The organism is Paeniglutamicibacter sp. NPDC012692, assembly GCF_042901625.1.
In the GTDB taxonomy this organism is placed as follows: domain Bacteria; phylum Actinomycetota; class Actinomycetes; order Actinomycetales; family Micrococcaceae; genus Paeniglutamicibacter.
Genome location: NZ_JBIBDE010000001.1, coordinates 636,424 through 658,295 on the forward strand (window position 1 = coordinate 636,424; position 21,872 = coordinate 658,295).

Annotated in this window: 18 protein-coding genes; 13 read left to right on the forward strand and 5 right to left on the reverse strand. The window is 68.0% G+C overall.

The features are described 5' to 3' along the window. The first annotated feature begins 72 nt into the window (after positions 1–72). The 3 genes from ACFY5D_RS02820 to ACFY5D_RS02830 all read left to right on the forward strand — a co-directional run bounded on the left by ACFY5D_RS02820 (position 73) and on the right by ACFY5D_RS02830 (position 4,596). Positions 73–2,979: an amino acid permease gene (locus tag ACFY5D_RS02820; protein ID WP_387524751.1), complete on the forward strand. Its 2,907-nt coding sequence runs from the start codon at positions 73–75 to the stop codon at positions 2,977–2,979. Between the two features lie 66 nt (positions 2,980–3,045). Then, positions 3,046–3,345: a hypothetical protein gene (locus ACFY5D_RS02825; protein WP_387524753.1), complete on the forward strand. Its 300-nt coding sequence runs from the start codon at positions 3,046–3,048 to the stop codon at positions 3,343–3,345. Positions 3,346–3,591: 246 nt separating this feature from the next. Next, on the forward strand, positions 3,592–4,596 hold the full coding sequence (locus ACFY5D_RS02830; RefSeq protein ID WP_387524755.1) for a patatin-like phospholipase family protein: 1,005 nt from the start codon (positions 3,592–3,594) through the stop codon (positions 4,594–4,596). A gap of 5 nt (positions 4,597–4,601) precedes the next feature. Here the strand turns inward: ACFY5D_RS02830 and ACFY5D_RS02835 are convergent, their stop codons facing one another. Then, complete coding sequence (locus tag ACFY5D_RS02835; RefSeq protein ID WP_387524758.1) at positions 4,602–5,345, reverse strand: biotin/lipoate A/B protein ligase family protein; 744 nt, start codon at positions 5,343–5,345, stop codon at positions 4,602–4,604. A 37-nt stretch (positions 5,346–5,382) separates the two neighbouring features. Here ACFY5D_RS02835 and ACFY5D_RS02840 point away from each other — a divergent pair, with 37 nt between their 5' ends. After that, positions 5,383–5,994 (forward strand): uridine kinase, encoded by a 612-nt coding sequence (locus tag ACFY5D_RS02840; RefSeq protein ID WP_387524760.1) that lies wholly within the window; start codon positions 5,383–5,385, stop codon positions 5,992–5,994. A gap of 108 nt (positions 5,995–6,102) precedes the next feature. Further along, a complete protein-coding gene (locus ACFY5D_RS02845; RefSeq protein ID WP_387524762.1) occupies positions 6,103–6,705 on the forward strand; it encodes a hypothetical protein in 603 nt (200 codons plus the stop codon). Between the two features lie 24 nt (positions 6,706–6,729). Here the strand turns inward: ACFY5D_RS02845 and ACFY5D_RS02850 are convergent, their stop codons facing one another. Then, complete coding sequence (locus ACFY5D_RS02850; protein ID WP_387524764.1) at positions 6,730–7,557, reverse strand: thioesterase family protein; 828 nt, start codon at positions 7,555–7,557, stop codon at positions 6,730–6,732. Positions 7,558–7,739: 182 nt separating this feature from the next. On the opposite strand from ACFY5D_RS02850, the gene poxB reads away from it, so the two are divergent. Continuing rightward, positions 7,740–9,464, forward strand: a complete 1,725-nt coding sequence (gene poxB, locus ACFY5D_RS02855; protein ID WP_387524766.1) for a ubiquinone-dependent pyruvate dehydrogenase — start codon at positions 7,740–7,742, stop codon at positions 9,462–9,464. A gap of 15 nt (positions 9,465–9,479) precedes the next feature. On the opposite strand, the gene ACFY5D_RS02860 is transcribed toward poxB, so the two are convergent. Then, positions 9,480–10,442 (reverse strand): NAD(P)/FAD-dependent oxidoreductase, encoded by a 963-nt coding sequence (locus tag ACFY5D_RS02860; protein ID WP_387524768.1) that lies wholly within the window; start codon positions 10,440–10,442, stop codon positions 9,480–9,482. A 113-nt stretch (positions 10,443–10,555) separates the two neighbouring features. On the opposite strand from ACFY5D_RS02860, the gene ACFY5D_RS02865 reads away from it, so the two are divergent. Then, positions 10,556–11,155, forward strand: a complete 600-nt coding sequence (locus ACFY5D_RS02865) for a helix-turn-helix domain-containing protein (protein ID WP_387524770.1) — start codon at positions 10,556–10,558, stop codon at positions 11,153–11,155. 180 nt (positions 11,156–11,335) lie between these two features. Here the strand turns inward: ACFY5D_RS02865 and ACFY5D_RS02870 are convergent, their stop codons facing one another. Beyond that, positions 11,336–13,636, reverse strand: coding sequence for an SH3 domain-containing protein (locus tag ACFY5D_RS02870; protein WP_387524772.1), 2,301 nt, complete (start codon positions 13,634–13,636; stop codon positions 11,336–11,338). A gap of 221 nt (positions 13,637–13,857) precedes the next feature. Between ACFY5D_RS02870 and ACFY5D_RS02875 the strand changes: the two genes are divergently transcribed. The 5 genes from ACFY5D_RS02875 (at position 13,858) to ACFY5D_RS02895 (ending at position 19,931) form a co-directional block, all read left to right on the forward strand. Then, positions 13,858–14,928, forward strand: a complete 1,071-nt coding sequence (locus tag ACFY5D_RS02875; RefSeq protein WP_387524775.1) for an alkene reductase — start codon at positions 13,858–13,860, stop codon at positions 14,926–14,928. Between the two features lie 115 nt (positions 14,929–15,043). Beyond that, a complete protein-coding gene (locus tag ACFY5D_RS02880) occupies positions 15,044–16,072 on the forward strand; it encodes a M12 family metallopeptidase (RefSeq protein WP_387524777.1) in 1,029 nt (342 codons plus the stop codon). Between the two features lie 321 nt (positions 16,073–16,393). Further along, positions 16,394–17,272 carry a MurR/RpiR family transcriptional regulator gene (locus tag ACFY5D_RS02885; RefSeq protein WP_387524780.1) on the forward strand — a complete coding sequence of 293 codons (879 nt, stop codon included), beginning with the start codon at positions 16,394–16,396 and terminating at the stop codon, positions 17,270–17,272. 80 nt (positions 17,273–17,352) lie between these two features. Then, a complete protein-coding gene (locus ACFY5D_RS02890; protein WP_387524783.1) occupies positions 17,353–18,573 on the forward strand; it encodes an amidohydrolase in 1,221 nt (406 codons plus the stop codon). Further along, on the forward strand, positions 18,570–19,931 hold the full coding sequence (locus ACFY5D_RS02895) for a DUF3100 domain-containing protein (RefSeq protein ID WP_387524785.1): 1,362 nt from the start codon (positions 18,570–18,572) through the stop codon (positions 19,929–19,931). The genes ACFY5D_RS02890 and ACFY5D_RS02895 overlap by 4 nt, the downstream gene beginning before the upstream one ends. A 125-nt stretch (positions 19,932–20,056) precedes the next feature. Here the strand turns inward: ACFY5D_RS02895 and ACFY5D_RS02900 are convergent, their stop codons facing one another. Continuing rightward, entirely contained in the window at positions 20,057–20,743 is a 687-nt protein-coding gene (locus ACFY5D_RS02900) for a DNA alkylation repair protein (RefSeq protein ID WP_387524788.1), read from the reverse strand. Positions 20,744–20,954: 211 nt separating this feature from the next. On the opposite strand from ACFY5D_RS02900, the gene ACFY5D_RS02905 reads away from it, so the two are divergent. Continuing rightward, positions 20,955–21,803: an SGNH/GDSL hydrolase family protein gene (locus ACFY5D_RS02905; protein WP_387524790.1), complete on the forward strand. Its 849-nt coding sequence runs from the start codon at positions 20,955–20,957 to the stop codon at positions 21,801–21,803. Positions 21,804–21,872: the final 69 nt, after the last annotated feature.

A 21,872-nucleotide genomic window follows, 5' to 3' on the forward strand; every position in this document is an offset into this window, starting at 1 on the left:
CGGCCCTGCCCAGGGTTACTTTGATGCAGGTTCCGGTTCCCGCCGGGCCGCAAGGCGTACCCGGAGGCCCGCATGCCCGAATCCGCAACACGACGCGTCCTGTCGACACGCAAGGTCGTCTTCCTGGTCATCGCCGCCGCGGCGCCGATGGGGGCAATGGTGGGCAACGTGCCCTTGGCGCTCACCCGCACCCAGGGCATCGGGCTGCCCGTCGCGTTTGTGATCGCCTCGGTGATCCTGCTGTGCTTCTCGGTCGGCTACGCGGCGATGAACGCGCGGGTCGTGAATTCCGGCGCCTTCTACACCTACATTGCGCGTGCGCTGGGCAAGCCCGCGGGCGCCGCCGGGGCCTACGCCGCGCTGGTCGGCTACACCTCCATGGCTCTGGGCATCGCCGCGGCGTTCGGCTACTTCACCCACCTGGTCTTCGCGGGCCTCGGCATGCCGGTGCCCTGGTACGTGTTCACGGCGTTCGCGGTCCTGCTGGTGGCGTTCCTGGGCTACCGCAGCGCCGAACTCTCCGCCAAGGTGCTGGGCGTGCTGATGGTCCTGGAGTTCGCGGTCCTGGTCGTATTCAACATGCTGGTCGTCGGCGCCAAGGGACTCGCGGCTTTCCCCGCCGAATCCTTCACCCCGAACCAGGCCTTCTCCGGCACCCTCGGCATCGGCCTGCTCTTCGCCCTGACCAGCTTCATCGGCTTCGAGTCGGCTGCGATCTACGGCGAGGAGTCCCGGAACCCGGAGCGCACGGTCCCGCGTGCCATGTACATCTCGGTGGCCTCCATCTCCGTCTTCTACGTGGTGACCGCGTGGATCATCATCGGTGCCGCCGGCGGCACCGAGGCACCGGCCATGGCTCAGGCCCAGCTCGGCGACATGGTCTTCACCTTGGCCAGGCAGTACGGCGGCGAAATCCTGTACGACGCGACGGCCGTGCTCTTGTGCACCAGCGTGCTGGCCTCCTACCTGGCGCTGCACAACGCGGCCAGCCGCTACCTGTTCGCGCTCGGCGGCGAGGGTCTGCTGCCGGCCGCCCTGGGCCGCTACCACCCCCGCCACCTGAGCCCGCACGTCGGCAGCCTGACCGTCACGGCAACCACGGTGGCCGTGCTCGGCACCATGGCGGCGCTGGGCGCGGACCCCTACACCGTCATCGCCGCGAGCCTGGTGGGACTGGGCACGCTGGGCATCGTTTTTGTGCAGGCGGCCACGGCCGTCGCGGTGCTCGTCTTCTTCTGGAGGCGGCCGGACCGGTCGCTCTGGCGCGGCATCGTGGCCCCGGCCGTGGGCGCCGCGGGGCTCGGCGCCGGCTTCATCCTGGTGACGCTGAACTACTCGGTCCTCACCGGCTCCGACTCCGCACTGGTCAACCTGGTGCCGCTGTTGCTGCCGCTCACCGCCGCCATCGGCGTCTTTGTGTCGCTGCGCCAACGCCGCACCGACCCGGCCGCCCATGCCGCGTTCGCCGCCTCCCGGCTGCGGAGCCGTTCCGCCGTTTCCCTCGGGGACAGCGCCCCGGTGGCATACACCAGTCGCTACTGCCTGGTCGGCGGCGGCCCGGCCTCCATGGCGATGGCCCGGGCGCTGCTCCGCGAGGGCGTGCCGTTCGACTGGTTCGAGAGGAACGCCGACTTCGGCGGCATCTGGGACATGGAGAACACCGGCACCCCGATGTACAACAGCGCGCACTTCATCAGCTCGAAGCACACCAGCGGCTTCCACGGCCACCCGATGCCGCAGGACTACCCGGACTACCCACGCTGGGACCAGGTCCGCGACTACCTGCGCGGCTTCGGCCGCGCGTACGGGCTCTACGAACACGTCACCTTCAACACGGAGGTCACCGAGGCCCGGCTGCTGCCCGACGGGCGCTGGAGCGTTCAGCTCTCCGACGGCGCGCGGCACGAATACGACGGCGTGATCGCGGCGCCCGGGACGACCTGGCACCCGCACGCCCCGCAACTGCCGGGCCGGGAACTTTTCGCCGGGCGGATCCGGCATTCGGCCGACTTCGAAGACGGCCTGGAACTGCGCGGCAAGCGCGTGCTGGTGCTCGGCGGCGGCAACTCCGGGGTGGACATTGCCTGCGAGGCCGCGCGAAACGCGGACGCCGCTTTCCTCTCGGTGCGCCGCGGCTACCGCTACTTCCCCAAGCACATCGGCGGCATCCCCACCGACGCGCTCGTTGCCGGGATCCTCGAGCCGCCCCGGGGCGTCAGCCTCTCCGGGGACCTGAACCGGGTCATCGATTCCCTGGTGGGTGACCTGACCCGGCTGGGCCTGCCGGCGCCGGACCACGACGCGCTGTCCAGCCACCCGATCATGAACAGCCAGGTGCTGCACCACCTGTCCCACGGCGACCTCACGGCCAAGGGCGACGTCGACCGCCTGACCGCGCACGGCGCGGTGTTTGCCGACGGCTCCGCCGAGGAGATCGACGAGATCCTGCTGGCCACCGGCTACGAGTACAGGATCCCGTTCCTGGACCCGGAGCTGCTGGACTCGGACTCCGGCCGCCCGCGGCTGTACCTGAACGTGTTCCCGCGCCGGGTCGATTCTCTCTACGTGCTCGGCTTCATCGAGTTTGCCGACGCCGCCTACAAGCGCTTCGACGAGATGGCGCAACTGGTCCTCATGGACATCAGGTCCAGGGAAACCGGGGTGCACCGCGAGGAACTCCGGGCCCTGAAGGCCACCGACCGCCCGGACCTGTCCGGCGGCATCGCCTACGTCGACTCCCCCAGGCACGCGGGCTATGTCGGGAGCCTGGCCTACCAGTCGTACCTGGCGGAGCTGCGCGACAGGTTCGGCTGGCCGGACGTTGACGACGGTTCCTTCGAGGCATCCCGCGCCGGCGGGCAGGACCGCGGGCAGGACCGCGGGCAGGACCGCGGGCAGGACCGCGGGCAGGACCGCGGGCAGGACGGCGGCCAGGACGGCGGCCAGGACGATCCGGAACTCCTGAACAGCAACGCCTAGAAGCCGCAACGCCTCAAAGCACTCCCGACGTGCCCTTTCGTGCTCCCCGATGGCATACTTCAACCCATGGACGACCCAGTTGAGACCCCACGCCAGCCATCCGGCGCCCGGAAGCCCCTCCTCCCGGTGGTCGCGGGCGCCCTGGCGCTGGCGGGCATCGTCGCCGGGACCGCGACCCTGCTGTTCAGCCAGACCACAACACAGACCTTCGGATGGTTCGCCTACGCGCCGCTCAGCGAAGAGGTGTTCCTCCCCGGCATGACCATCCTGGGAAACGGCCAGATCACCGGGTTGGCGTTGCTGGCTGCCGGGCTCATCTGTGCCGCGTTTTGGGCGGGGCTGCGCGTGGGAAGGCGCTCGCGCTAGCGTTTGCCGCCCCGGCGGGGATGGGCGGACGGTGTCGCGTTCGACAGCGACACGGCAACCGGCACGACACCCGTTGCGCGCCCCTTCGCCGGCGTGCTAGATTTCCCGTGATCGTGATCAAACGGCAGGAGGTGAGACCCATGTACGCAGTGTCCATACTGGGTGCTCCCCCGCAGCCCACGATCGCGCGACTGGTCTAGTCGCTTCAGGGAGCGCCCGCCAGGCAATTCGCGAAAGGCGACTCCCATGAACCCAACACCCTTTTCAACCCTGCGCATCACCCCGACGACGTCCACCGGGCGGCCGGGGACCGACCAGGCGCAGCCGCTGCCCGAAACCCTCGCGCCTGCGCACGCCCCGGGCCAGCGGGCGCTGGTCCTCGGCGGCGGCGGATCGGCAGGCAATGCGTGGCTGATCGGTGTCATCGCGGGCCTGCTCGAGGGCGGGCTGGATGCGACCGCGGCCGATCTGCTCATCGGCACCTCTGCCGGCGCGACGGCCGCGGCCCAGATCACCGGCGCCAGCCCGACCCGGCTGCTGGCCGACATCCTCGCGACTGCGCCCGTGCAGCCCCCGAACGGGGCCGCATCCGGCGGCGGACGAATTCCCCCGGCGTCGGCGTCCGACAACATGCGCAGGACCGGCGAGATCATCGCGGCAGCCAGCGATCCGGCAGACATGCGCCGGCGGCTGGGAGCGGCTTCGCTCGAGATGGACGCGGATCCGGAGGGATCCTGGAAATCGCGGTGGCGCGCCGTCGTTGCCGGCCGGCTGCCCGGCCCGCACTGGCCGCACCAACGCGTGCTGCTCACCGCGGTCGACGCCCGGACCGGCGACCCCGTGGTGTTCGACCGGGACAGCGGCGTCGACCTGGTGGACGCCGTCGCCGCCAGCACCTCGTTCGGCTTCGGTGCCCCGCCCTACCGCATCGGCGGGAGCTGGTACATCGACGGCGGCTACCGGCGATCCGGCGACAACGCGGACCTGGCCGCCGGATACGGCCGGGTGCTGGTGCTCTCGCCGCTTGGCGGCAGGTCGCGGGCGCCGCTGGATTGGGGCATGGATCTTGCCGCGCAGGTCGACGAACTCCGCGCCGGCGGCAGCAGGGTCGAAACCATCCTGCCCGATGCCGCCTCCCTGGACGCATTCGGCGGCAACATGATGGACCTCTCCACGCGTCCGCCCGCCGCCCGGGCCGGTTTCGACCAAGGCACGGCGTTGGCCGGCCAGCTCACCGGATTCTGGGGCTGACGCCCCTAGAAACCCGCAGGTGCCAGCTCTGCGTGCAGCGCGTACTCGGCCAGCAGGTGTTCGGTGAACAGCTCCACGGTGTACCCGGGAACCAGGTCGTCGGCGGCGCCCACGGTGGACGGATCCATCTCGATCCCCATCGCCCGGTAGACATCGTCAAGCACGGCGCGGATGGGCGCGGAATCCTCGATCACAAACACGCTGGAAAACATCCAGGCACCGGCGACGACCCGCTGGGCCGTCCCCACCAGCTTGACGGCGTGCCGCACCGGCGACTGGGCACCCGGCAAGCCGTGGACGCTGAAGTCACCGGGGCAGTACTCGCCGGGGATCGCCCCCACCCGGGCGTCGATGCCCCCGCGCCGCAGCGCCGACGCATACAGCTCGCCCAGCACCTGGAAGCGCTGTTGGTGGCCCAGCATGGCCTCGCCGGCCGGCTCCACGTGGTCAAGGATCACTGTCCCGCGGTGGTAGGCGGCCGCGCGCCCGCCGGCCTTGCGGACCACGGGGGCGAAGCCGTGCCGGCTCGATTCCTCGACGGCCTGCTCGTAGCCCGGCAAGCGGACGTCCCGCTGGCCGAAGGCCATCGTGGGGTCCGGCCGGTACAGCCGCAACGTCGCGGGAGCCAGGCCGTCGCGGACGCTGGAGAGCAGCTCGACGCCTCTCATGAGGTCGGCCGCGGGGTCCCCGCCGGGCACATCTTGCAGGACGCGCAGCGTGTGGTCGGCATCGGGATTCCATAGGCTCATGGTCTCGATTCTAGGTCCGGGGCCGATCGAAGGAATAATGGGAGTCGTGCCGAAACAACATATGCCCCTGATATTGCTCGGTGGTGCTTCCGGATCCGGAAAGTCCTACCTTGCCCACCGCTTCGGCCGCCCGCACGTGGAGCTCGACAACTTCTACCGGGAGCTCTCCGAACACACCGCCGGCTCCCCGCTCCCGCAGACCGGCTACGGCGAGGTCGACTGGGACCACGCCGGCACCTGGAACTGCGACAAAGCCGTCGACGGGCTGGTCGAGTTGCTGGAAACCGGGCAGACGCAGGTGCCGAACTACTCGATCAGCACCTCCAGCTACGACGGCACGCACCCGGTGGAGTTGGCGGAGGGCCCGTTGGTCGCCGAAGGCATCTTCGTGAGCGAGGTGTTGGCGCCGCTGCGGGAGCTCGGCATCGACGTGCGGGCCTTCTACATCGATGTCCCGGCCTCGCAGACGGCGCTGCGGCGGTTCGTCCGCGACGTCAAGGAACGCCGCAAGCCGATTCTCTTCCTGCTCAAGCGCGGCCATGCGCTCTTCCGCGCCGACCGCCAGGTCCGTGCCAGGTACCTCGAGGCCGGTTTCGTCCCGATGAAGAAGAAGGCGGTCAAGGCCATGCTGGCCGACGCCGCCGCCTAGGAAACTGCCGCAACCGGCCCCCTTGACCACCGGCCCGGACCGGGCTGAAATGGGATGAGAAGGCTCGGCATCCGGCCGCGCCCGGTGCTCGGCCGCGGAGGTGCCGCAGTGGTCCCCCAGACATTTGGTTTGCTGGCGATTCTCACGGGCGTCGCAACGGCCTGGCTGGTGAACACCAGGCCTTCCCGGGAACGGGACCCGGACGCCAAGTTCTGGTACGGCTTCACCGGGTACTGCGTGGTGGCCACGTTGCTCCTGATTGCCGCGTCCCAGGACCGGTGGGTCGGAGCCCTGTCGTTGGCGGTGATTGCCGCAGGCACCCTGGCGACGGGCAGGCTGGCCACCTGCAGCGTGGAGAAACGGGCCGCCGCGGAGTCGGATGCCCTCAGGACCGCCGCGCACGCCGCGCTGGTGGCGAGGCACGACTCGGTGCTCAGGGCCTGGGGCCGCTACGCCTTGGATCCGGCCGCCGCCATCGATTTCCCGGCGATGAACGACGTGCACGTCCCGGAGGTTTCCGGCCTGGCCAAGGCGTTGGCCGAGGCCGAGCTGCTGCGCCGGAGTCCGGACGCCCCGGAGGCGGATCCCTCCGGGGCCGGCTACCACCGGGCCATCGACCGGCTGGAAGCCGCATTCCGGCGGGCCGAGCAGGCGGCCGCAGACCCCGCCAGGGGCTCCGGAACACCATCGCCGGCCGGCGCCACCGAGTGACGTCCCGGGCGCCGGGTCCGCTGGCTACATCGCGGGCAGCGGCCGCACCGTGAGGATCTGCTCGCTGCGCCCGAACGGGCCGTGGAGGTCGTGCAGCACCGCGGAGGTCAAGCCGATCCCGTCGGCTCCGTAGGTCTGCTGCGCCTCGATGCCGAGCCACTGGCCCTCGGGCGCCCGGTGCATGTGGATCTGCAGGTCCACGTTCGGGAACATCCACGAACCCGGGCCCGGCGCCACCCGCGGTGCCACGCCGTTGGCGGTGTCGACCATGCCCATCAGCCGCACCAGGTCGGAGGTCTCCGTCCCCTCCACCATCTCGAAGTCGTTGCGCATCCACACCACGCCCTTGCCCGGGCGGTGCCCGTCGGCGCCGCGGAACTCCAGGCCCCGGATGTAGCCGCCCGGCCACGGGGTCATCCCGTCGAAGGTCACCAGCTCCTCGGGGTGGACCACCGGCTCGTCCTCGGACGCGGCGACGGCCGTGGAGTCCAGGGTCTTCAGGCGCCAGCCGCGGGCCACGATGCAGGTGCGTCCCTGGGAGACCATCTCGCCCTCGATGAGCTCGATGGTTTTCCCGGGCCGGATCATGCGGGTGCGGACCTCGAACTCGCCGCCGTGGATGATGCCGTGGATGTCCAGGCTGATCCTGGCCATGCGCATGTCGGCGCGCGGCTGGAACTTCTCCATCGCGTGCACCAGGATGCCGGTGGCCGGTGCCATGTGCTGTTCGTGCTCGTTCCAGGCGCCCTGGGCGTGGACCGTCGAGCGGTAGGTGTTTTCGCCGGTGGGCCGGTAGTAGAAATCGCCGACGGCCAGTTCCGGCGTGTTTGATTCGGTGGTTGCTTGGGTCATGTCCGTTTCCTTCTGCCCGGTGGCGTTGCCGCCCGATTCTCTTGGTGATCAGCCTAGCCACCCATGCGACCTGCACCACAATCCGGGCGCGCGCGGCGGTGGATCCGCGCCGGGGTCTTGGCCCGGACACCGCCCGCGCGTAGGGTGGGCCGCAGCAGCCAGCGCCAAGGAAAGGGACCCCCATGCCTACCGTCGCCGAAACCATGCTCGCCACGCTCAAGGCCAACGGGGTCAGGCGCATCTACGGCGTGGCCGGGGATTCGCTCAACGGCCTGACCGATGCCGTGCGCAAGGACGGCACCGTGGAGTGGTTGCCGGTGCGGCACGAGGAAACGGCAGCGTTTGCCGCCGGCGCCGAGGCGGAAATGACGGGGAACCTCGCGGTCTGCGCGGGAAGCTGCGGACCCGGCAACCTCCACCTGGTCAACGGCCTCTACGACGCGAACCGCAACCGGGTGCCGGTGCTCGCGATCGCCGCGCACATTCCCGGTGCCGAGATCGGCAGCAACTACTTCCAGGAGACCCACCCAGCAGAGCTCTTCCGCGAGGCGTCGGTCTTCTGCGAGATGGTCTCCACCCCCGAGCAAATGCCGCGGCTGCTGGAAATCGCCATGCGCACCGCCGTGGAGCGCCGCGGCGTCGCGGTGCTGGTCATGCCCGGCGAGGTGGCGCTGGCGGAGGCACGCAACACCCGGGTGGCTCTGGTCCAACGCAGCAGGTCCGCGATCCTGCCGCACGCGGAGGACCTGGCCAGGGCGGCGACGCTGCTCAACGACGCCAGGAAGGTCACCATCCTGGCCGGCGCCGGGGTCGCCGGCGCGCACGCCCAGGTCATGGAGGTCGCCGAGCTCCTGGCGGCGCCGGTCGTGCATGCGATGCGCGGCAAGGAACACATCGAGTACGACAATCCCTACGACGTCGGCATGACCGGGCTGCTCGGATTCGCCTCCGGATTCCGGGCCATGGACTCCGCCGACGCGATCCTGCTGCTCGGCTCGGACTTCCCCTACCAGCAGTTCTACCCGCAGAAGGCGAGGATCATCCAGGTCGACATGCGCGGCGAGCAGCTGGGCCGGCGCACCAGGATCGATGCCGGGCTCCACGGCACCGTCGCGGACACGCTCGAGGTCCTGGCCCCGCTGTTGGTCCGGAAGACGGATCGGGAGCACCTGCAGGATGCCCAGAAGCACTACCGCAAGACGCGCGAGAAGCTCGACGACCTGGCCGTCCCGTCCCGCCGGGGCGCGAAGATCCACCCGCAGTTCGTGGCCCGTACCCTGGACCGGCTGGCCGACGAGGACGCGGTGTTCCTGGCCGACGTCGGCTCTCCCACGGTCTGGGCCGCCCGGTACCTGGGCATGAACGGGAAGCGCCGGCTGCTGGGGTCCTTCAACCACGGCTCCATGGCGAACGCGCTCCCGCAGGCCATCGGGGTCCAGGCCTCCCACCCGGGCCGGCAGGTGGTGACGCTCTCGGGCGACGGCGGCATCGCCATGCTCATGGGCGACCTGCTCACCCTGGCCCAGTCCAAGCTGCCGGTGAAGATCGTGGTCTTCAACAACTCGTCGCTGAACTTCGTGGAGCTCGAGATGAAGGCGGCGGGTTTCGTCACCTTCGCCACCGACCTGTCCAACCCGAATTTCGCCGACGTCGCCACGGCCATCGGCATCAAGGGGTTCCGGGTGGAGGATTCCGACGACCTGGCCGGGGCCCTGGACGACGCCCTTGACCACGACGGGCCAGCCCTCATCGACGTGGTGACGGCCCGCCAGGAACTCTCGATGCCGCCGTCGATCACCGCGGCGCAGGCCAAGGGGTTCGCGCTCTACGCGATGCGCACCGTCTTCTCGGGAAAGGGCGACGAGCTGCTGGACCTGGCCGCCACCAACTGGCGCCAACTTTTCTGAGCGTTGCCCCGACCGTTAGAGCGCGGCCCTCTGCAGCCGCAGCTCCGCCACGTCCCGCTCGGTTTCCTCGCGGGTGAGGTCGGCGTTCACCGCTGCCCCCACGCCGAGCCCGCTGGCGGCCGCCATGATGACCTGCTGCTTCGGGTCCGCGAGGCTTCCGGCAACCCACAATCCCGGAACCGCGCTTTGTCCCATGGCATCGACCTCGACGCACTGGCCGACGCCCGTGGGATGCTCCGAGGCCCTCAGCCCCAACGATGCCACGCCGGAGAGATCGACCTCGACCCGGGGCATGAGGACCAGGGCATCAAGCGGATACTCGGTGCCGTCGGAGAGCTGCACGCCCCGGATGGAACCGGCGGCACCGCGCACCGCGGCGATGTCCGCCTCGATGACCACGACACCGCGGGCCTCAAGCTGCTCGAGCTCCTCGGAACCCAGTTCCCGATCCCTTGACTTGAACAGGGTGATGTCCTTGCTCCACTGCGTAAACATGAGCGCCTGGTGCACCGAGAAGGCACTGTCCAGGATGCCGAGGCGCCTGTCCTTGACTTCCCAGCCGTGGCAGTAGGGGCAGTGCAGGAGGTCGTGTCCCCAGTGTTCGGCCAAGCCGTCGATTTCCGGCATCCGGTCCTTCAGCCCTCCGGCCAGGATGATCCTCCGGGCCGAGACCTCGGGGTTCCGTGCCAGCGAGACGGCAAAACCCGTGTCCGTCCGGCGGCTGTCGGTTGCCCGGTCCGCAACAATGTCGACGCCGTATTTTGCCAGCTCCGCACGACCGGCGGCCAGCAGATCCAGCGGGTTCATGCCGTCGCGCGAAAGGTAGTTGTGCATCTTGTCCGCCGGCGCGTTGCGGGGTTCGCCCGCGTCCACGACCAGCACCGAACGCCGCGCACGGCCCAATGCCTGGGCGGCACTAAGCCCCGCCGCTCCCCCGCCGATGATGACCACGTCGTATGTCTTTGCCTGTTTTTCCATGAGGTTCCTGCTCCTTGTGATCCGTCGCGTGACCTGCCGTCCGCACTGCGTCAAGCGTGCACCCGGGTCGCGGTAGACTCCAAACATTTTTGCCGATGTGGCAAACTGTTGGCATGGAGCAAGACATCGAAGACACGCTTTCCCAGGTGGGCCCGAGGCTCAAGGCCCTGCGCACCGGCGCCAACACCACCCTGCAGGAACTCTCCGCACGCACGGGGATCTCGGTCAGCACGCTCTCGCGGCTGGAATCGGGCCACCGACGCCCGACGCTGGAGCAGCTCCTGCCCCTGGCGCGGGCGCACGGGGTGCCGTTGGACGATCTGGTGGGAGCCCCGGCCACCGGTGATCCGCGGATCCACATCAAGCCCATCACCCACCACGGCATGACGATCCTGCCGCTCAGCAGGGGTTCCGGAGGAGGACTGCAGGCGTTCAAGAACCTGCTGCCCGCGGGCACCGATCGCAGCGTTCCGGATCTGCGCACCCACGAGGGCTACGAATGGATCTACGTTGTCAAGGGCAAGCTCCGCCTCTGCCTGGGTGAGCACGACATAGTCTTGACGGCCGGCGAGGCCGCGGAGTTCGACACCCACACGCCGCACTGGTTTGGCAGGGCCGATGCCAACGCGGTGGAGTTCCTCAGTCTCTTTGGGCCCCAGGGAGAGCGGATGCACGTCCGGGCAAAGCCCTCGAAGACTCCGCAGCGGAAGTAGCAACCCGGCCCCCGCTGCGCACGCAGCCCGGCAAACCCCTGATGGCCCCGGACACGGACCGCCGCTTCTGCCCGTAGCGCACAATGCACGCCCGGTCTCAACGACCAGGCGTGCATTGTCTTCACCAGCCGACGGCCGGACATTCAAGCCGGCGCGACGGCTTCTCCAGGCGGTCCGGCGCTAGCGGCTCCTGGGAGCCGTGCTGGAAAGCTTGGAGGATTTGACCCAACCGGTCTTCGAACCCAGCTTCACGTTGGACCAGCCGTTGCCGGTCTTCACCATCTGCACCTTCTTCCGCTTGGGCAGGCTTGTCACCTTGGCCGCGCCGGAACTTGCGCTCTTCAGCAGCCTGGTGCCGACGGTCGCATAGCGGTACTGCACCCCCTTCGGCGCAGCGGCGGAAAGCTTGGATGTCTTGACCCAACCGGTCTTGGAACCCAGCTTGACGTTGGACCAGCTGCCGGAGGTCTTCAGCAGCTGGACCTTTTCGCCCTTGGACACGCTGACGACCCTGGCCGCACCGGAGCTGGCGCTCTTCAGCAGCCTGGTGCTCATCGACGTGTAGCGGTACCGCTTCGCGGAGGGTGCCGCCGCGGCACTGAGGTAGCTTGCGGAAACCCAGCCGGTCTTGCCGCTGTAGGTGGTCCTGCTCCAATTGCCGGACGTTGCCGTGACGGTGATCTTCGTGCCCGCGGGAATGGTCAGCAGGCGAGCCGAGTCCGCGTCGGCAGCCTGGCGCAGGTTCAATCCCGCCGTTGTCCACCTGGTGTAGTTCCGGGAGACGATCGGGGCCTCCGGCCGGGTGCTCTGGACGAGTCTTGTGGTGGCGCTGGCGCGGCCGGCGTCGTCCCGTGCCCGGATGCCGAAGATCGCGGTTTCCCCTGGCACAAGGGTCACGTCCGCCGAGGTCCCGGTGACGGTTTTCCCTGCCCACCAGATGCGGGAGTCGGACAACGAACGCACCATGACCTGGTACTTGGTGGCGCTGCTGACCGGCTTCCAGCTCAGCTTGATCTTTCCGTCGCGGCTCACGGGAGAGTCGCCGGAGTAGTCGCCGCCGGCGACCGGTGCCTTCAGCACGGGTCGCGCCGTGCCGTATGTTGCCGTGGTCTTGGCGATGCGCCTGGAAACCTCGGTGCGGATGGAACCGAGCTTCGAGTACAGGTACTGGCCCGGGCAGGCCGTCAGGTTGGTGTTGCGGTGCCCGAGGATGACGGGGACCGTCACCGCGACACCGTTCTTGTATCTCGCGGTCGACGGCCCGGCCGTGCTGGTGGTCAGCGTGGTGGTGCCCGTGACGTTCAGGTTGTACTGGTAGCCCTTCCAGGCCAGCAAGCGGGTCAGCGCCTCGATGGTGGCCTTCGGCGGCTCGACCTCGTCGAAGTTACCCATCGCCGAGACACCGATGGTGTTGGCGTTGTAGCCGCCGGCCTGGGCGCCCACGACCAGGTCGGTCATCGATCCTCGCCGGCCCTCGTAGATGTTGCCGAAGCGGTCGACGATGAACTGGTACCCGAGGTCGTCCCATTTCAGGACCTTGGTGTGGTAATCGTAGATCCCGCGGATCTGCTGGAAGGCCTCGGCTTCCGTGTACTTGTTGCTGCTGGCCGTGTGGTGCACGTACATGGCCTGAAGCTTGGCGGAACGGCGCGTGGTGGTGTTCGCTTGGGACTCCGTGGCGCCCCATTGGGCCCTGGTGATGACCGACGGCTTGAGCGCGGCCCCCTCCGCGGAGGTGGCGGTGGCCGTGGCGGTGGAAGTCGCGGCCTTGAGTGTGCCGTCCGTCGCAGAGGTACCCGCGGCCACCAGGTTGACCTTCAGGTTTTCCGGGGTCTGGCCGCTGGCCGTGAGCACACGTGCCTGGATGCCGTCCGCGCCCAGGCTGAGCAAAGGCTCGGTGCCGGCCTGCGTGCCTTCGCCCTCGGAGCCCGGGTTGAGCACCTCCAGGCTCGTCCAGTCCGACCAGGTGCCGTCTTCGCGCACCCTGACGGCAGCCTCGATGACCTCGTCGTTTGCGTCCGGGGTCCAGGTCAGTCCGGCCGCGGTGAACTCCTCGGTGGTCCGCTCGTCCGAGAGTGCCGCAAGCTGGTCGTCATCCCCGGGGTCTGGTTCGATAGCCGCGTCGCTGCGGTCCTTCGCCGGAACCGATGCTTCGGTGTCCGACAAATTCGGCGGAGTGAGCGCCGTTGCCTCTTCGCGGGACTCTTTGCTCTCTGCAGCCTCGGGATCAACTCCCGAAACAGCCACCTGCTGAAGGCTTTCACCGGTGACAGGGGCCGCCGCCGGGGCCGAATCGGGCGCCGGAACCGGTTCGGGTTCGGTGCCCGGATCCACTCCCGTGGCGTCGGCAGTCACGGTCTGAAGGGCGGATGGGGCGGCAAAAGCCGGTGCTGCGAGTGCGGGCGTGGCAATCAGCGCTGCCGTCAGCAGCGCCGCAGGCAGCCGCAAGCGGCGCACCTGTCCCCCGGAAGTGGTAGTCATTCCGCAACTCTATCGAATCGATAGATTTCGTACAGGGTTTGCCACTTCACAATTCCCGTGATGACGCCCGTGGCCTTGCCACCAAGGAGTAGTCCGTTCCGACGCTGGTCGACCAAAAGCACCCGGGCAAAAACCCGAGACACGGGTCACACGCGAAATAAAAGAAGCCGATCATGCGCTGTCGTTGGTTGACACAATGTCCCGCGAGAGGAACCTCCCCCATGCTGTTTTCCCCGATGAAGCTCGGCTCCATGGAATTGCCCAACAGGCTTGTCATGGCCCCGTTGACCCGCGTCCGTGCCGGCAAGCAGGGCGTTCCCGGGCCCTTGTTGGCCGAGCACTACCGCCAGCGCGCCTCGCTCGGGCTGATCGTCAGCGAGGGCACCTACCCCAGCCATGCGGGCCAGGGATTCCCGGGCCAGCCCGGGCTCGTCACCGAGGAACAGCTCAAGGGCTGGGCGGCAGTGACGTCCGCCGTGCATGCCGAGGGCGGCAGGATCTTCGCCCAGGTCATGCACGCAGGCCGCGTCACCCACCAGGACACCAACGGCGGCCACCCGGTCGTCGCGCCCAGCGCCATTGCCATCGACGGGGAAACCCGCACCTACGAAGGCAAGAAGCCGTTCCCCGTCCCCCACGCCCCGGCCACGGATGAGCTGGCCGGCATCGTCGAGGAATTTGTCCGGGCGTCGCGCAACGCCATCGAGGCTGGGTTCGACGGCGTGGAATTGCACGGGGCCAACGGATACCTGTTGCACGAGTTCCTTGCCGCCGGGGCCAACACCCGCGAGGACGGCTATGGCGGCTCCCCGGCCAAGCGCGCCCGCTTTGTCATCGAGGTGACGCGGGCAGTCGTTGCGGCGATCGGCGCGCAGCGGGTCGGCATCCGGCTGTCGCCCGAACACAACGTCCAGGGCACCCTTGAGCTCGACGCGGCCGACGTGCAGGAAACCTACGGGATCCTCGTCGATGCGCTGGCACCGCTGGGCCTCGCGTACCTAAGCCTCCTGCACAAGGACCCGGCGAGCGCCCTGGTACAGGACCTGCGGGCCAGGTTCGACGGAACGTTCCTGTTGAACACCGGCTTCGGCGACATCACCACGCGGGATGAAGCCGTCGCGCTGGTGGAGGACGGGCTCGCGGACGCGGTTGTCGTGGGACGCCCGGCCATCGCAAACCCCGACCTGGTGCGCCGCTGGCGCGAGGGCCTCCCGGTGAACGAGCCTGACGCATCGACGTTCTACGGGCCCGACGCCATTGGCTACAACGACTACCCGGCGTACCAGAACTAGGTTGCCGGAACCGGCGCCCGCCCCGCTTCCGGGGCGGGCGCCGCAACCCTTGATGCGATGCCCCCGATGGTGCCAGACTGCCGAAGTGGAAGTCGTCCCCAAAAAGGAGGAAGCCATGGCCAAGGAAACTGAACGACCGGCCTGCACCGTCAAGCCGCGGACACCCCTGGTCTTGCCGCCCGGATTGCCCGATGAGCGGATGCGGCTCATACGCATGCTGTCCAGCAAGTGGGTCAACGGAACCATCCTGCACTACTGGTTCCTCGATGGGCCCGCCGCCCAGCAACAGGTCGTCCGGGACGCCTTCGCCGAATGGAAGGCCCTGGGCATCGGGCTGGTGTTCACCGAAGTGCAGGACCGCAGCGAGGCCGAGGTCCGCATCGGTTTCGACCAGGCCGACGGCTCCTGGTCGTATGTCGGCCGCGACATACTGGGCATTCCCGCCACCCAACCGACCATGAACTTCGGCTGGGACCTGACCACCGACTACGGCCACACCACCGCATTGCACGAAATCGGGCACACCCTGGGCCTGCCGCACGAGCACCAAAACCCGTTCGCGGGAATCGTCTGGGACGAGCCGAAGGTCTACGGCTATTTCGGCGGCTCCCCCAACTTCTGGCCCCGGGAGCAAACCTTCTCCAATGTCTTGCGCAAGCTCGAGCCCACCGAGGTCGAGGGATCGACCTGGGACCCCAATTCGGTGATGGAGTACTGGTTCCCCGCGGGGCTGATCCTCCAGCCCGCGCAGTACCATGCCGGCCTGGAGCCGGCCGGCGGGCTCTCGGCCACCGACAAGGAGTGGATCCTGCGCTTCTACCCGAAGCTCAAGGCCACGAACCCGTTGCTGACCCCGTTTGTCTCGGTGCCGCTCTCCCTGGCGCCCGGCGGCCAGGCGAACTTCAGCATCGTCCCGAGCGAAACGCGCAGGTACGAGCTGGGCACCTTCGGGTTCGCCGACACGGTCGTGGTGCTCTTCGAAGAGGTCAAGGGGAAACTCCGCCACCTGGCGGCCAACGACAACAGCGGCACGGACAGCAATGCAAAAGTCCAGGTGAAGCTGTTCAAGGACCGGAAATACGTCGCACGCGTGCGACTCGGCTGGGCAGGGGCCTCGGGCCAGACCGCAATCATGCTCTGGTAGCCCGTCGCCGGGTGCCGCGGGCGGAACGCCGCCCGCGGCACGTGCCCGACTTGAACCACCCAAAAGTAATGCGCCGCCGCAACCCCAACGCTCGCCGACAGGTTGCAGCAGTCCGGCAACCAGGCTTCGCGGCCTGCCCGGCCATGGATTTGCCCAACTCAATGCATGCTTTCAGCCGGATGGCCAAGGCACTTCCCTTGCATGTCCGGAGTCGCAACCAAGCGAATGCCGCATGAAGCGCGATTCCGCAACCGCTTCACAAACCAAACTCATCCTGCAACTTGGATTGCAAGACCGACCTTCTGCAACCATAATTGCAACGTGCCCCACCTAACACCCACCACGCAGCCGGACGCCGTCCCCGGCGAAGACTGGCTGGATGACATCCTGATCAAGACGGCCCTGCCGAAAGCCCAAAACCGGGTGGCCGACGTCATCGTGCGCAACCCGCAGCTGGCCTCCTATGCGGAAATCGCCGAAATCGCCTTGCATGCGGACGTCAACAACTCGACGGTGGTCCGGACCGCGCAATCCCTCGGTTTCCAGGGCTGGCCGGACCTGCAGCGCGAACTGCGCTCGCGGTACCTGGCCAAGATCTCCACCGAAGACACGCTGATCCAGCACGGCGAGCACCGCAACCCCCTGCAAGCGGCCCTCACCCGCGACATCGAAAACCTGCGGCTGACCCTCGAGACCAACACCTCCCAGGACGTGGAGGCCACGATCGCCGCGCTGGCGGCCGCGCGATCCATCCTCGTGGTCGCCCACGGCTCGTACGCCGCACCGGCCGTCGTCATGTCCCACCTGGGCGCGACCATGGGCTACCCGATTTCCCTGGAGAGCCGCCCGGGCGTCCACCTGGCAACCAGCACCAACACACTCGGCCCAGGCGACGTCATGGTGGTCATCAACATCTGGCGCTCCATCGGGCAGCAGATCGCCGCAGCGGAGGCCGCCCACCGCGCGGGGGCCACCATCATCGGCATCAGCGACATGCGCCGGGGCCGGTTGGCCGACATCGCCGAGCACCTGCTGGTGGTCCCGTCCGAGGGGATCGGCTATTTCCAGTCGGTCACCGCCACCACCTCCGTGGTGTACGGACTGCTGGCCGGCATGCAGGCCGCGCATCCCGAGCGCAGCCTCGCCACCCTCCGCCGCTCCCAGCAGCTGTGGAAAGACCTCGACATCCACCTGGACTAGGGCCTCGCTCCTCCCAAAGCGACCCACGTCCCGACCTCCCATCCATCCATCCTCACTCCCTATCCCCAGGAGACACCATCTTGAACCCCATCGACACGACCCGGGCGGGTGCCGACGTCCACGCAGAGCTGGCCGCCGGCATCGAGTCCTGGCGCGGCAAGGTCCACGAGCTCGCCCGCGACATCCACGCGAACCCGGAACTCTCCTTCGAGGAGGTCCGCGCCTCCGCCGCCATCACCGAACTGCTGCGCGAGGGCGGCTTCACCGTGGAAATGGGCACCTCGGGGCTGCCCACCGCGTTCACTGCCACCGCGGGCAGCGGAGAACTGACCGTTGCGCTGTGTGTCGAGTACGACGCCCTGCCCAAGATCGGGCACGCCTGCGGGCACAACCTGATTGCCGGCGCCTCCGTGGCCGCCGCGCTGGCGCTCGCACCGCTGGCCGACAAGCTGGGCATCACGCTCAAGGCCATCGGAACCCCCGCCGAGGAGCACGGCGGCGGCAAGTCGCTGATGTTGGAGGCGGGCGCCTTCGACGGCGTCGGGTTGTCCATGATGGTGCACCCGGTCCAGGACGGGGTCACCTACAACCCCGCCGGCACCAGCGCCCAGGCCGTGGGCCGCTACCGGGCCACGTTCACCGGCAAGGCATCGCACGCCGCGGCCGCACCGCACCTGGGCGTCAACGCCGCCGATGCCGCTGTGCTCAGCCAGGTCGCCGTGGGCCTGCTGCGCCAGCAGATCCCCGGCGACCACCGGGTGGCCATGTACATCGCCGAGGCGGGCCACGCAACCAACATCATCCCCGAGCTCGCCGTGGTGGAATTCGAGTGCCGGGCCTTCACCCTGCCCGCCTACGAGGCCCTGCTGGTCCGCGTGCGCCGCTGCTTCGAGGGCGCGGCGCTGGCCACCGGCACCACGCTGGAGATCGAGCCGACGGAGCCGCTGTACGAGCCTCTCCTGCAGGACAACGACCTGGCCGCCAACTGGATCGCCGCCATGGACGTGCTCGGCAAGGACACCTCGCCGGCCGCCGGCATGAGCGGCGGGTCCACCGACATGGGCAACATCTCCCAGGCGATCCCTTCCCTGCACCCGTGGCTGAGCATCCCGGGCGCCGACGTCGGCATCCACTCCCATGCCTTCGCGGCCCTGGCCGACACCCCGGCGGCGTACGACGTCATGTTCGAGGCGGCCAAGGCCCTGGCCTGGACCACGGCCGACGCCGCCACGAACCCCTCCCAACGCAGCCGCTTCATCGCGGCCGCATTCACCCGCCCCACCAAGGAATCCCGCGCATGAGCACTCGCACCGCCCCGGCAATGGCCGGACTCAAACACACCCTGCCCATCGCCCTGCTGGCCCTGGTCATCGGACTGGCCGTGCAGTTCATCGGCCCGGCCAAGTTCAACGTCGGCATCGGCTCGATCGTCGTGTTCCCCATGGTCTGGGGCCTGATCCTCGGCCTGCTGGTGTCCATCCAGAAGTTCAAGCCGCTGGGCCTGGACCTGCAGAAGGTCGCGGCCGCCCTGGTGGGCGTCGCCGTGATGCTCCTGGTGGCGCGGCTCGCCTTCAACATCGGCCCGAGCCTGCCCGTGCTGGTCAAGGCCGGCCCGGCGCTGCTGCTGCAGGAGATCGGCCACCTGCTGGGCACCGTGTTCCTGGCGCTCCCCCTGGCCGTGCTGCTGCGCATGGGCAAGGCGACCGTCGGCGCCACCTTCTCGCTGGACCGCGAACCGTCGTTCGCCATGGTCTCGGAGAAGTACGGCCCGGACTCCGACCAGTACCGCGGCGTGCTGGCAATGTACGTCTTCGGCACGCTCTTCGGCGCCGTCTACATCACCCTGCTGACCTCCCTGGTGGCCAACTGGGGCGTCTTCAACCCGCTGGCCCTGGCCATGGGCGCAGGCGTGGGTTCCGGCTCCATGATGGCGGCCTCCGCGGCCAGCATCATCGCTGCCTACCCGGCCGACGAGCAGGCCATCCTCGGCATGGCCGCGGTGTCCAACCTGATCACCACCATCCTGGGCGTGTACGTCGGCATCTACGTCTCGCTGCCGCTGGCCGACAGGTTCTACAAGTTGCTGACCCGCAAGCAGAAGGCCACTGCCGCGGTTGCCACCGCGACACCTGCGGTCACCGCTTCGGCCGCCCAGGCAACCATCGACACGACCGAAGACGATGCCAACCGCGCCTTCCGCGAAAAGGTCGCAGAGTCCTCCGCCGAGGTCAAGCTGCCGTTGTGGCTCTCCCTCAGCGTGCTGACCGTCCTGGGCCTCGGCACCGCCTTCGTGGCGGCCAAGGGCGTGCACTGGAACGTCGTCGGCGGCTATGCGGTCCTCATGGGCCTGGTCCTGCTGGGGTTGTTCCTGCACAAGGTTTCCCGCAAGATCTCGGCAATCATCTGGATCACCACCATCGGCGCCTACATATCCAGCCCGTGGTTCTTCGCCGCGAAGCCCCTCACCGAACTCGTCTCGGCCGTCGACTTCCTCTCCATCGCCACCGTCATGCTGACGCTTGCCGGCCTGTCGCTGGGCAAGGACGTTCCGCTGCTGAGGAACATCGGTTGGAAGATCATCCCGGTGGGCATCGTGGCGATCTCCGCTTCCTTCCTGCTCTCGGTAGTCATCGCGGAATTCGCCCTCGGCTACTGGTAGAAACCACCGCCCCGGGAGTTCGCGGGCCCTTGCTCCGTTGCTCCCCCGGCCGTCTTTCCATTGAAACTGCCCACGGCATGGCGCCAGCCATATCGTGGGCAGTTTTCGTATTCCGACGCGGGCGCCTACGCCTGGCGGCTAACCATGTAGTTGATCCAGATCGGAGCGTACGGCGAGGTGCAGCCCGGGGGTGTCGGATAGTCGACCAACACCTGCAGTTTCTCTCCGATGGCCAGCGCACGGGCTCGATGCTCGGCGTGCGTGATGCCGATTTCGGCCAGCGTGTGGTTCATGGCCCACTGCAGTCTCTCCGGGGCTTCCTTCATTTCGGCTTCTATGGTGTCCAACAGCCCTGCGGTGTCCAGCAACCCGGGGTTCTTGGAGACCTGCATTACCGTGAGTTCCCAACCGGCACTGGCCACGACAGGGTCACTGTCGGCGAACCAAAGAACGCGCAACGCCTCGCAATGCGCACTCTTCTTGACCACGTAGCTGACCAGCCACTCTTGGACCTTCGGCACCACTGCCTCGCGCAGCATGGAGTCGAGTTCTTCGAAGCCGAACGCCTTTGGCTTGCATATCAACATGGCCAACAGGCGGGCGGCCGAGTCGCCGGTGTTCCACAAGCCGATGGCCAGATCCTGGTTGGTCTTGATTTGCTTGGCCAGCCCGCGAAGCTTGGTCAGGTTCACGGCGTGGTCGTTGCCGTGCTTTTCGTTCACCGCGAGGATTCGCGGGTCGTGCAGGCTTTCCAGCGCCGTTTGGATCTCCGCCAAGCTGCTTGCGGGATTGATCGTCGTGTTCTCGGCCATGCTCACGCCTTCCTCATAGTTTCCTGTTTCTACCCTAGCCGCGGTTCAGGACCGTACGTTGTTCGACGCATCGCCCTGCCGTAAAAGGCGATGCGACGGTTTCGGGACTTTGTGCACTGGCACCGGCCGCCTCGGAGGTGTCGACTGAAAGAAGGCAGGCACAAACCCTGCCCGCGAAGTTGTCCGGGGTAGGCAGAACGGAGCGGTGGCCATGGGAAACGTCAATGCCGAACCCGGAAGAAATCACTCAACCCGACCAGTCGAACAGCATCCATGGCACCGCTACGTGGCGTTGGGCGACTCCTTTACGGTCGGACATGGAGATCCCGACCCACTGAGCCTGGGCGGCTATCGCGGATGGGCGGACTGCGTCGCCCGTGAGCTCAGCCGCGAACAAGCCGGCTTTTCATACGCCAACCTGGCAATTCGTGGAGCCAAGATCCACCAAGTTGTAGCAAAGCAGTTGCCCCAGGCGATAGACCTCGCCCCCGACTTGGTGACTTTCCAAGCCGGCGGTAACGACCTCATTCGCCTCGACGCCGACCCCGACAAGCTGGCCGCGGCTGTCGCCCCTGCCATAGAAGCACTTTGTGCAGCGGAGGCCACGGTGTTGATGTTTGTCGGACCGGACTCCGGACCGCGAACCGTCTTGGGCCACGTCCGATCCAGGATCGCCCTGTTCAACGAGAACCTCCGCGCAATCGCCACACAAAATGGTGCAATGGTGGCAGACCTGTGGGCATTGCGGGATCTGTCCGATCCCCGCATGTGGGACCGGGACCGCCTGCACCTTTCCCCCATCGGCCACCAAAAGGTTGCATCGATGGTTCTGGACAGCCTCAACGTCGACCGCACCTTCGAACCCCTCGAGGCAGATCCCCTTCCGGCCCAAACCTGGCGCCAAGCCAAAGCCGGCGACCTCATCTGGACCAAGGAATACTTCGTCCCGTGGGTGCTGCGCGCAGTCACCCGACATCTGACGGTCGTGGCTCCCGTTGCCAAGCGCCCCTGCCTGGGATCCGTCCAAGGCTGCGATCCGCTCTATCGGGGCAACGACTGACACGAGGCAGTCGATATTCCACGGCTCTCGATTCGTTGGCAGCCAGGCCATCCGGCCTTGGGCAACCCG